Annotated in this window: 9 protein-coding genes; 3 read left to right on the top strand and 6 right to left on the bottom strand. The window is 72.0% G+C overall.

Annotated elements, in window-relative coordinates:
• The first annotated feature begins 3 nt into the window (after window positions 1–3).
• The 3 genes from K6U79_09635 to K6U79_09625 all read left to right on the top strand — a co-directional run bounded on the left by K6U79_09635 (window position 4) and on the right by K6U79_09625 (window position 3104).
• The gene (locus tag K6U79_09635; protein MCL6522612.1) at window positions 4–987 is read left to right on the top strand and encodes an ABC transporter permease; all 984 of its coding nucleotides are present in this window, start codon (window positions 4–6) and stop codon (window positions 985–987) included.
• Window positions 984–1943: an ABC transporter permease gene (locus K6U79_09630; protein MCL6522611.1), complete on the top strand. Its 960-nt coding sequence runs from the start codon at window positions 984–986 to the stop codon at window positions 1941–1943. Before K6U79_09635 ends, K6U79_09630 begins: the two co-directional genes overlap by 4 nt.
• A gap of 138 nt (window positions 1944–2081) precedes the next feature.
• Complete coding sequence (locus K6U79_09625; protein ID MCL6522610.1) at window positions 2082–3104, top strand: LCP family protein; 1023 nt, start codon at window positions 2082–2084, stop codon at window positions 3102–3104.
• 21 nt (window positions 3105–3125) lie between these two features.
• On the opposite strand, the gene K6U79_09620 is transcribed toward K6U79_09625, so the two are convergent.
• From K6U79_09620 to K6U79_09595, 6 genes are all read right to left on the bottom strand, one after another.
• Window positions 3126–3329 (bottom strand): hypothetical protein, encoded by a 204-nt coding sequence (locus K6U79_09620; GenBank protein MCL6522609.1) that lies wholly within the window; start codon window positions 3327–3329, stop codon window positions 3126–3128.
• A 50-nt stretch (window positions 3330–3379) separates the two neighbouring features.
• Window positions 3380–3748 carry a HEPN domain-containing protein gene (locus K6U79_09615; GenBank protein MCL6522608.1) on the bottom strand — a complete coding sequence of 123 codons (369 nt, stop codon included), beginning with the start codon at window positions 3746–3748 and terminating at the stop codon, window positions 3380–3382.
• On the bottom strand, window positions 3732–4145 hold the full coding sequence (locus K6U79_09610) for a nucleotidyltransferase domain-containing protein (protein ID MCL6522607.1): 414 nt from the start codon (window positions 4143–4145) through the stop codon (window positions 3732–3734). Before K6U79_09610 ends, K6U79_09615 begins: the two co-directional genes overlap by 17 nt.
• Before the next feature lie 67 nt (window positions 4146–4212).
• Window positions 4213–6087 carry a methyl-accepting chemotaxis protein gene (locus K6U79_09605; protein MCL6522606.1) on the bottom strand — a complete coding sequence of 625 codons (1875 nt, stop codon included), beginning with the start codon at window positions 6085–6087 and terminating at the stop codon, window positions 4213–4215.
• Between the two features lie 242 nt (window positions 6088–6329).
• Window positions 6330–7445 carry a glycosyltransferase gene (locus K6U79_09600; GenBank protein MCL6522605.1) on the bottom strand — a complete coding sequence of 372 codons (1116 nt, stop codon included), beginning with the start codon at window positions 7443–7445 and terminating at the stop codon, window positions 6330–6332.
• Between the two features lie 71 nt (window positions 7446–7516).
• On the bottom strand, window positions 7517–8707 hold the full coding sequence (locus K6U79_09595) for a flagellin (protein MCL6522604.1): 1191 nt from the start codon (window positions 8705–8707) through the stop codon (window positions 7517–7519).
• Window positions 8708–9121 lie beyond the last annotated feature (414 nt).

The raw sequence follows: 9121 nt of genomic DNA, 5'->3' as shown, positions 1-9121 counted from the left end.
CGGCTGGCCCTGACGGTGCTGGTGCTCTTCGGGGTCTCGGTGATCACCTTCTTCCTGTCGCACGTGGTCCCCGTCGACCCGGTGGTGGCCGTCCTGGGCGAGCACGCGCGGCCGGACCAGATCGCCAACCTCCGCCGCCAGTGGGGCTTCGACCAGCCGCTGCCGCGGCAGTACGTCCTCTACGTGGAGCACCTCTTCCACGGTGACCTGGGCGTCTCGCTGCGCACGCGCCGGCCCGTCCTCGTCGACCTGGAGCAGTACTTCCCGGCCACGCTGGAGCTGGCACTGGGGGCCATGCTGGTGGCGCTCCTGCTGGGGCTCCCGGCGGGCGTCCTCTCCGCCGTCTACCGCGACCGCTGGCCGGACCAGGTGACGCGCGTGGCCGCCCTGGCGGGCGTCTCCATGCCGGTCTTCTGGCTGGGCCTGCTCCTCCTCGGGCTCTTCTACTACCGCCTGGGCTGGCTGCCGGGCCCGGGGCGGCTGGACGACCTGGTCGTCCCGCCGCCCCGCCTGACCGGCCTGGTGACGCTGGACAGCCTGCTGGCCGGCGACTGGCCGGCGCTCCGCTCGGCGCTGGCACACCTCGTCCTGCCGGCGCTGACGCTGGGCTACTACACCACCGGCGTCATCGCCCGCCAGACGCGCGCCAGCATGCTGGAGGTGCTGGGCCAGGAGTACGTGCGCACGGCGCGGGCCAAAGGGCTGGGCGAGCGGGCGGTCGTCCTGGTGCATGCGCTGCGCAACGCGCTCATCCCCGTCCTGACGGTGACCGGCCTCTCCTTCGGGAGCCTCCTGGGCGGCGCCGTGCTGACGGAGACCATCTTCTCCTGGCCGGGGCTGGGCTGGTACGTGACCAACTCCATGCTCAACGTCGACCTGCCGGCGGTGATGGGCGTCACGCTGCTGGCGGCGCTGGCCTACGCCCTGGTCAACCTGCTGGTCGACCTGGGCTACGGCCTGCTCGACCCGCGCATCCGCTACGAATGAGGGCCGGCCGAGCCGGCGGGGAGGGAGAGGCCATCCAGGCGGAACCGCGGAGAGACGATGCCCGGCTGTCGCCGCCGGAGGCGTCGGAGACCGGGGAGGTCGCCCCCGGCGCCCCGGCCGCCGGGCGGGGCCGGCTGGCGAGGAAGCTCCTCCAGAGCCCGCTGACCGTCACCGGCGCCGCCGTCGTCGCGCTCTACGTGCTCCTGGCGCTGGCGGCCGGCTGGCTGGCGCCCTACGGGCCGGCCGACCAGGAGCTGGCGGCGCGCCTGGCGCCGCCCAGCCCCACCCACTGGCTCGGCACGGACTCGCTGGGGCGCGACATCCTCAGCCGCATCCTCTACGGCGCGCGCATCGACCTGGTGGTGGCGGTGAGCGTGGTCGTCGTCACCGCCCTGGCCGGCTCGGGCGTTGGCCTCCTGGCCGGATGGGCGGGCGGCTGGGTGGACGAGGCGCTGATGCGCTTCACCGACATGTTCCTCGCCTTCCCCTCGCTCATCCTGGCCATGGCCATCGCCGCGGTGCTGGGCCCGAGCCTCCCCAACACGCTGGTGGCCATCGCTGCCGTCCAGTGGCCGGCCTACGCGCGCCTGATGCGCGGCCAGGTGTTGGCCCTGCGCGAGGCGCTCTACGTGGAGGCGGCGCGCTCGCTGGGCGCCCGCCCGGGGCGCATCCTCCTCCGCCACCTGCTGCCCAACGCGGTGGCGCCCATCCTGGTCCAGGCGACGCTGGACATGGGCGGCGTCATCATGACCGCCGCCGGCCTCAGCTTCATCGGCTTCGGCGCCCAGCCGCCGGCGCCGGAGTGGGGCCTCATGGTCAGCGACGGCCGCCGCTTCATCATGAGCCAGTGGTGGGTGGCCACCTCCCCGGGGCTCGCCATCCTTCTCCTAGTCCTCGGCTTCAACCTGGTGGGCGACGGGCTGCGCGACGTGCTCGACCCGCGCTGGCGCCGCTAGCGCCAGCCGTCACCCCCCGGCGGCCGGCGGGGCGGCTCCTGCCGCGGGGGAAGCCCCCGGCCCCCGCGTGGAACCCTCCGGCCCCCCGCGCCGTCTTTCGTCACGGAGTCCCCGATTCCCGACATGCGAGGTCGTGCCGTGTCCGACGAAACCGCCCCCGCCCGCGGGCGCCCCGCCGTCCCGCGCCGGAAGATCGTTTTCCGGGCCGCCCTGGCCGCGCTCGGGCTGGCGCTCCTGGCCGCTTCCTGCAGCGCCTTCCCGGGCGGCTCCCGCCCGGCCGCCGCTCCCGCCACCGCCCCCCAGGCGGCCGGCGAGGGCCTCGGCGGCTGGCTCGCCGGCTCGGCCCGCCCGGCCACGTTGCTCGTCCTGGGCGTCATGCAGGGGCCGGGCATGCCGCCGCTCAGCGACTCCATGATGCTCGTCTCCGTCGACCCGACCGCCGGGAGCGCCTGGCTCCTCTCCATCCCGCGCGACACCTGGGTGGAGATCCCCGGCCACGGGCAGGCGCGCATCAACGAGGCCTACGCCCTGGGCGGCCCGCAGCTGGCCGAGGAAGCGGTCGACCGGCTGACCGGCGTCCGCCCCGACTACTACGCGGTGCTCGACTACTCCGCCTTCCAGAAGCTGGTGGACGACGTGGGCGGCGTCACCGTCGACGTGCCGCGCACGCTGAACGACCCCACCTTCCCCGCCGCGGACGAGGTCCACTACGCACCCCTCTACATCCCCGCGGGCCTCCACCACTTCGACGGCGCCCAGGCGCTGGCCTACGTCCGCGAGCGCCACGCCGACCCGCTGGGCGACCTGGGCCGCGCCCAGCGCCAGCAGCAGGTGCTCCTGGCGCTGAAGGAGCAATTCCTCCGGCCGGCCAACCTGCCGCGCGTCCCGGCCATCGCCGCCGACCTCTTCCGCATGATCCGCACCGACTTCCCGCTCACCCAGGTACCGGCCTACGCGGCCCTGGCCAGCCGCATCCCCGCGGAGCGGATCCGCACGGCGGTGCTGGACTACGCCAGCGGCGCCGTGCGCAACTGGGTGACGCCGGGCGGCGCCGCTGTCCTCCTCCCCGACCCGGCCGCCATCCGCGCCGTCGTCCAGCGACTGGAGAGGCCGGCGGCCTTTCTCCCGCCGGCCTCGCGCATGCCTGCGCCCGCCCCTTGAGCGGCCCTGGGCGGGCCTTCCTCAGCGTATCGCCGCGGCGCCGGCTTCGCGCGAGGCTGCGGGCGGGATTTCCTCTGCCACCCCAGGGGTGGCGCGGTCCGCCTCAGGGGTGGCTTCGTCCAGGCGGAAGGCGGCGATGCGCCGGCCGAGCTCCGCGGCGAGGCGCTCCAGCTCCCGGGCGCGGGCGCTCGCCTGGGCGAACGTGCGCCTCTGGGTGATGAGCAACAGAGACGGAGCCACCGATCGGAGCGGGGCCTCTCTCTCCGTTCGACCGGCTATGACCTCAAGTGACGCGCCGCCCAGGCGGCCAGCGTCTCGGCCTTCTCGACCGCCTCCGCGGCCTCCCCGGCGTCCGCATCGAACCCGGGGTAGCGCGCATCAACTCCGTATGCCGTAAGGACCGCTGCAGCCTCCATCACAGAGGAAGCATCGATGCCGTGATCCTCCAAACCTTCGAGCAACGTCTCGAGATCGTGGATCCTCGGAACTGGCAGCCCAAACGTCTCGTAGAGCGCCTTGATCCACTTCTCCCCCGCCTGTTGTGCGTGGAAGCACGCCGGACTCCACAGTCCGTTGGCCAGCGCAAGGCGGGCCGTCCGCAGGTCCTCGTCCGCCTTCGCGATCCAGTCACCGGCCGCGGTCATACAGCACCCGGCCCTCTCGGAAGATCTCCTTCGCCAGCGGGAAGCCCCGGCGGACTTCCTCGGGCGTCCTCACCAGGAAATCCATCGGCACGCCCCGCAAGCGGGCTGCCCGACGGACGGCCAGAGTCCGCCGCCCCGGCGGCAGGGAGCTCGGCATGATGACGAGGAAGTCCCAGTCGCTGTCTGGCCGGGCGTCCCCGCGCGCACGGGAGCCGAACAGGAGGACCTTCTCGATCTCCGGGAACGCCCTCAAGAGCCGACGCGTGACTTCGTCGGCTACAGCGGCCACGTCCGACGCCACCCCTCGCCCCGCTCCCACTACGTTCTCCCTCCCGCTCCCCTGCCGGGGCAAGCGGCTTCCGCCGCCCCGAGGAGAAGCGCCGCCCCTGCTTGGCATTGTAGAGGATCCCTGGTCGGTCATCCTCTCTGCGAGAGCCTCGTAGCCCAAAACAGGCGGGCCGCCCTCAGCCGGCGCGGTCCGCCTCGGGGGTGGCTTCCTCCAGGCGGAAGGCGGCGATGCGCCGGCCGAGCTCCGCGGCGAGACGCTCCAGCTCCCGGGCGCGGGCGCTGACCGCCGCGCTCGAGGCCTCCAGCTCCTCCACGGCCGCCGAGACCTCCTCCGCCGAGGCCGCCGTCTCCTGCGCCGACGCCGCCAGGCTTTCGAGCCTCCGCCCCACCTCGCGCGCCGAGGCGGCCATCTCCTCCGCCGCCGAGGCGTTCTCCTCCGTCGTCCCGGAGAGCTCCTCCACCGCCTTGGCCACGGCGGCCGCCTCCTCCTCCGCCTTCCGCGTCTCGCGGGCGATGGCCTCGGCCGCGCGGGCGCTCGCCTCCACCGCCTGGAGGATCTGGTCGAGCGCCGAGCGGGCCTCGTCGATGCGCGCCGAGCTCGCCTCCACGCGGCTCGCGTTCGCCTCCATGAGGCGCCCGGCTTCCTCCACCGCGCCGCCGATCTCGCCCAGGAGCCCCGCGATCTCCTCCGTGGAGCGGGCCGCCTGCTGCGCCAGCGAGCGGATCTCCTGCGCCACCACGGAGAAGCCGCGACCGTGCTCGCCCGCCCGCGCCGCCTCGATGGCGGCGTTGAGCGCGAGGAGGTTGGTCCGGTCGGCGATCTCCGAGACCGCCTCCACGATGGTGCCGATCCGCTTCGAGCGCTCGCCCAGCGCCCGCACCTTCTCCGCCGCCTCGCCCGAGCCGGCACGGATGGCCGGGAAGTCGCCGAGGACGGCGCCGATGGCGCCGGCGCCCGCCCGCGTCGCCTCCAGCGCCCCCTGTGCGAGACCCAGGACGCGCTCGCCCTCCTGCCGCACCCGCTCCACCTGACTCCGCACCCCGCCGAGCGCGCGCGAGGCCGCCTCCACCTGGTTCGCCTGCCACTCGGCGCCGCGCGCCACCTGCTCCACCGCCTGGTCCACCTGCGCCGCCGAGGCGCCCGCCTCCTCCGCGTCCGAGGCCTGCTGCCCGGCCGCCTGCGCCACCTGCTGCACCGCCTGGCTGATCTGCGCCGTCGCCTCGCTCGCCTCGCGGCTTGAGAGCGCCAGCTCCGAGGCCGTCCGGCCCACCGCACGGCTCGACCCCTCCACCGCCCGCACCAGCCCGCGCAGGCTCGCCAGCATCCGGTTGAAGGAAGCGGCCAGCTCGCCGGCCTCATCCCGCGAGCGCACCTCGATCGCCTCGAGCGAGAGGTCGCCCTCCGCCACCCGCCCGGCCGCCCGCGCGAGCGCGCGCAGCGGGCGGGAGAGCGCCCCGGAGAGGAGGAGGCCGAGGAGCACCGCCAGCACCGCCGTCGCCGCCGTCACCAGCTCGGTGACGAGCCGCGCCCGCGCCGACTCCGCCTCCGCCGCCTGCGCCAGCGCCCGGGCGTCCTTCTCGAGGAGGCCGGTCAGGCTTTGGATGGCCGCGGTCACCGCCGCGCGGCGGTCGTAGAGGACGCTCCCGTCGCCCACCAGCATGGCCGCCTCTGCCGCCGCGCCCGGCTGGCCCGCCTGGCTGAGCACCTCCTGCGAGGCGTCGCTGTAGGCCTGGTCCGCCTGGAGGACGGCCTCGACGGCCTTCTGCTCGGCGCCCGGCAGGACGAGGCCGCGGAGTTCCTCGCCCGCGCGGGCGATGGCCTGCTGGCTCGCCTGGATCTTCTGCTGGTACTGGACCTCGCCCGTCAGGACGAACATGGCCAGCGAGCGCGCCTTGTCGCCGGCGTCCGCGTCGATCTGATGCGCCAGGAGCACCGCCCGGTCGCCGCGGGCGATCACCTCGCGGTAGCGGGCGACCGCTCCCCGGTAGGCGGAGAGGATCCAGAGGTTGGCGCCCACGTTGAGGAGCGCCAGGAGGAGGAAGCCGCCCATCAGCTTGGCGAAGAGGGGGATGCGCGTGCGCGTGGCCGCGGAAGGAAGCTCGCGATCGGACAGGGGGGACCACCTCTGTATCGTCGTGGGTTGGAACCGTTGCCAGACGGGGATTCGGACCGGGGGCGGGCGGGTTGAGCCGTCCCGCCGCCTTCACCTTTTTCCTCTCCGCCCCCGCCGACGAAGAGGAGCGTGGCGCCGCACAGGGCCGGCGCCCCGCTCTCCTTTCCCACTTTCCCGCCTCACGCCCCCGTCGCGACTCCTTCCAGCAGCTCGCGTGCGCGGCGCAGCGCCCGCTCGGCCGGCGCATAGCCGGGCCGCAACTCCAGGGCACGCTCGAGCACCGGCACGGCGTCCCGCGCATCGCCCATCATCAGGAAGCACTCCCCGAGCTGCATCAGCGCGATGTAGGAGCCCGCCCCCGTCACGTGCTCCCAGGGTACGTCCGCGTCGCCCTTGACGAGGCACTCCGTGAAAGCCGCCGCAGCCCCTAGCGGGTTTCCCCTCCGGGCCCCGATCTGCCCCTCCAACAGCCAGAGGTCCGTGTAGGCCGGCCATCTCGATTGCGCCCATTTGAGCAGCGCCAGGGCGCTCCGGACTTTGCCCAACTTCTCCGCCACCTCGGCCGAGAGCCGGGCCGCGCGGGCAGCCCAGGGCGCCGTCGGGTCTCGGCCCAACGCCCTGGCGAGGTGACGCCGCGCCTCCGACAGGCGACCCTCCACCGCATCTTGCACACCGCGTTGATAGAGCAGGTAGGGGGGGAGGTCCTCGCCCAGAGCCTCGAAGATTCTTCGGTTCCGCTCGCGGGTGCCCTTCCGGGCCAGCTCCTCGGGCAAGTAGCCCCGTTGGCGGAGGACGACCCAGTCGAGGTGGCCGAGCGTGCCTCCGAGGCGGGTGATCGAGGGCAGGATCTGCTCGTGGATGCGACCCTCCCAGAGGACGCCCGCCCGTTTTCGGAAAAGGCGGACCACGGGGACATCTTCCCAGGCCAACTCGTCCCCCGGACCGAGGAGGGCATTGCGCACAGTGACTGTGAAGGCGCTGTCCGAAGTCGCTTCCAGTACCGCCCTCAGCCTGTCCCCATTCACCTCCAGGACCTCGTCCGCGTCCGCGGAAAGGATCCAGCGCCCCCGAGCGAACTCCTGCGCCACGTTCCGCGCCGCGGCGAAATCGTCGCGCCAAGGCGTACGCACGAGGAGAGCTCCCATCTCTCGGGCGATCTCCGGCGTCCGATCTTCCGATCCAGTGTCGACAACCACGATCTCGTCGACCACCGGTTGGAGGCTACGGAGACATTGATCGAGGACTGCTTCCTCGTTCTTGACGATCAAGGCGGCGCTGAGAAAGGGGCGACCCATTCGCCGGACGCCTCCCCCCGAAGGTACCCGGGGGAGGTAGCACCTCCCCCGGACGCCTCAGCGCGACACGATCAGCCCAACAGCTTCAGCACCGCCGCCGGTACCTGGTTCGCCTGCGCCAGCGCCGCAACACCAGCCTGTTGGAGGATTTGATCCCGCGTGAACTGCGCCATTGCTGACGCCATGTCCACGTCCATGATCTGGGCCTTTGCGGAGGTCAGGTTCTCGTAGGCAATGGCGTTGACGTTTGTTACGTGCTGCAAGCGGTTCTGGTAAGCCCCCAGGAGAGCCTGCTGACTGTTCACAACGTTGATGGCCTGATCCAGAGTGTTTAAAGCGTTGGATGCCGCCATAGCGGTGCTGACATCCACTCCGTACTGAACGCTGGTGGTTGTTGTTGTACCACTGATTGTTACAGTACCTGTTCCAGTCTGGAATGGCGCAGGCGTTGCCGCACTGTTGTTATCCGTTACAGTTAGTACTGTGTTCCCGAAGCCGTCCTTGATGTCAATGCTGGTATTCTGACCGCTGACAATCTTGCCAGTTCCACTAGCCACCCACTGACCGTTCGAGTCCACCATCGTCACGGCGACGTTTCCTGATGAGTCCACGGTGAAGTTGAGGGTATACGTACCGTTGCCGATGCGACCAACGTAGCCAGTGTTCGCTGTGACAGATGCAACCTTCGGGTCTGTAGCACCTGCTGTGAAGGTGAGTGGATTAGTAACGGCCGACCAGTTGTACACGGTTCCTTCGACGCCCAGCGCCAGGGAGTCCACGTTGGCGATGGAGACCTGCAAGCTCTCGCCCTGATTCGCGCCGACCTGGAAGACCCTATTCTGGAAGCTGCCGTCCAGCAGCTTCTGCGTGTTGAACTGGGCCGTGGTGGCAATCTGGTGAATCTCAGCGGCGAGTTGGTCCACCTCCTTCTGGATTTGAGCTCTGTCCGTTGGCGTCTCTGAGTCCGATGCGGCCTGCACGGCCAGCTCTCGCATCCTCTGGAGCATGGACTGAATTTCCGTCAGAGCCCCACCAGCCGTCTGGACGAGGCTGATGGCGTCCTGTGCGTTCCGCTTCGCTTGGTTGAGGCCGTTGATCTGGGCCTCCATCTTCTGCGCGATGGCCAGGCCCGCGGCATCGTCGGCGGCGGAGTTGATGCGCAGGCCCGAGGAGAGCTGCTGGAGGACCTTCTGCAGGTCGTTCTGGGTGTTCTGGAGGTTCTGCGCCGCGAAGAGCGACATCAGGTTGTCGTTGATGATCATCCGGCTCTGACCTCCTCATGAGGTGGATGCGGGCTTCCTTGCCCACCGGCCGGGGGCGGTGCGGGGCGGCGCTCCGGGTCGCCCGGGGCGGGTCGACGGGGCGCGGGCCCTGGCGCGTGGAACCCATCCCTCCTTCCGTCCCGGCGTCGCCGGGTGGGACCGCGTCCGGGTCGACGCCGCGGGCGGTCCGCGGGGCGCGGCCGTCCGGCTTCCTCCGGCCTTCCGCCTCCTCCATCGGGCGGAGGCGGGACGGGTTGAGAGGGGGTCAGGGGCGCTGGCCGTAGGTGCGGAGCTGCTCGGCCACGCGGGCCAGCTCCTCGGGGGCGAGGGTGGGGACGGGGCCGAGGAGGGCGGCGCGCCAGGCGAGCTCCGCCAGGTGCTCCACGAGGAGGGCTCGGGCGTAGGCCTCCTCCA

The sequence above is a fragment of the Bacillota bacterium genome, assembly GCA_023511835.1.
Lineage (GTDB): Bacteria > Bacillota > Sulfobacillia > JAIMAT01 > JAIMAT01 > JAIMAT01.
The sequence above is the reverse complement of the archived record's forward strand: the minus strand, read 5'-3'. Positions and strand labels throughout refer to the sequence as shown.

Excerpts from the sequence above, each read along its gene's own strand:
- K6U79_09595 (MCL6522604.1), bottom strand. The coding sequence starts at position 8,707 with ATGATCATCAACGACAACCTGATGTCGCTCTTCGCGGCGCAGAACCTC.
- K6U79_09630 (MCL6522611.1), top strand. The coding sequence starts at position 984 with ATGAGGGCCGGCCGAGCCGGCGGGGAGGGAGAGGCCATCCAGGCGGAA.
- K6U79_09615 (MCL6522608.1), bottom strand. The coding sequence starts at position 3,748 with ATGACCGCGGCCGGTGACTGGATCGCGAAGGCGGACGAGGACCTGCGG.
- K6U79_09605 (MCL6522606.1), bottom strand. The coding sequence starts at position 6,087 with ATGGGCGGCTTCCTCCTCCTGGCGCTCCTCAACGTGGGCGCCAACCTC.
- K6U79_09610 (MCL6522607.1), bottom strand. The coding sequence starts at position 4,145 with ATGCCAAGCAGGGGCGGCGCTTCTCCTCGGGGCGGCGGAAGCCGCTTG.
- K6U79_09600 (MCL6522605.1), bottom strand. The coding sequence starts at position 7,445 with ATGGGTCGCCCCTTTCTCAGCGCCGCCTTGATCGTCAAGAACGAGGAA.